This window comes from Pseudomonas ceruminis (genome assembly GCF_021602025.1).
Lineage (GTDB): Bacteria > Pseudomonadota > Gammaproteobacteria > Pseudomonadales > Pseudomonadaceae > Aquipseudomonas > Aquipseudomonas ceruminis.
Map to the genome: position 1 here is coordinate 1 of NZ_BQHW01000074.1, position 903 is coordinate 903.

A 903-nucleotide genomic window follows, 5' to 3' on the forward strand; every position below is an offset into this window, starting at 1 on the left:
GGTTCTTTTCGCCTTTCCCTCACGGTACTGGTTCACTATCGGTCAGTCAGTAGTATTTAGCCTTGGAGGATGGTCCCCCCATGTTCAGACAAAGTTTCTCGTGCTCCGTCCTACTCGATTTCATTGACAAGAGATTTTCGTGTACGGGGCTATCACCCACTATGGCCGCACTTTCCAGAGCGTTCCACTAATCTCAAACCAACTTAAGGGCTGGTCCCCGTTCGCTCGCCACTACTAAGGGAATCTCGGTTGATTTCTTTTCCTCAGGGTACTTAGATGTTTCAGTTCCCCTGGTTCGCCTCTTGCACCTATGTATTCAGTACAAGATACTCAGCTTGTGCTGAGTGGGTTCCCCCATTCAGAGATCTCTGGATCACAGTCTGTTTGCCGACTCCCCAAAGCTTATCGCAGGCTACCACGTCTTTCATCGCCTCTGACTGCCAAGGCATCCACCGTATGCGCTTCTTCACTTGACCATATAACCCCAAGCAATCTGGTTATACTGTGAAGACGACATTCGCCGAAAATTCGCATGTTGCTCTTTCGAGCAGAACTCACAAATTTTACCTTAGCCTGATCACACACCAGTGAAAGTGCGTGTCAGTCTATATCTATCACATATCCGAATTTTTAAAGAACGATCTGACAAAAGCCAGAAATCAACATTCATTCATGAATGTTCATTTCTGAGTTCTGCTCAGGAACAGCGCTAGACCCTTATAAGGTCTTGTCGCCTTCGACAAAGAATCAAGCAATTCGTGTGGGAGCTCATCAGCAGGCTGATGTCGTCGATTAAGGAGGTGATCCAGCCGCAGGTTCCCCTACGGCTACCTTGTTACGACTTCACCCCAGTCATGAATCACACCGTGGTAACCGTCCTCCCGAAGGTTAGACTAGCTACTT

The 903-nt window shown here is 48.0% G+C and carries 2 rRNA genes; both read right to left on the reverse strand.

Annotated features, from left to right (window positions below):
- Nucleotides 1-476, reverse strand: a 23S ribosomal RNA gene (locus tag L6D80_RS29845); the annotation flags it as partial.
- A gap of 317 nt (nt 477-793) precedes the next feature.
- Nucleotides 794-903: ribosomal RNA gene (locus tag L6D80_RS29850) — 16S ribosomal RNA — on the reverse strand; the annotation flags it as partial.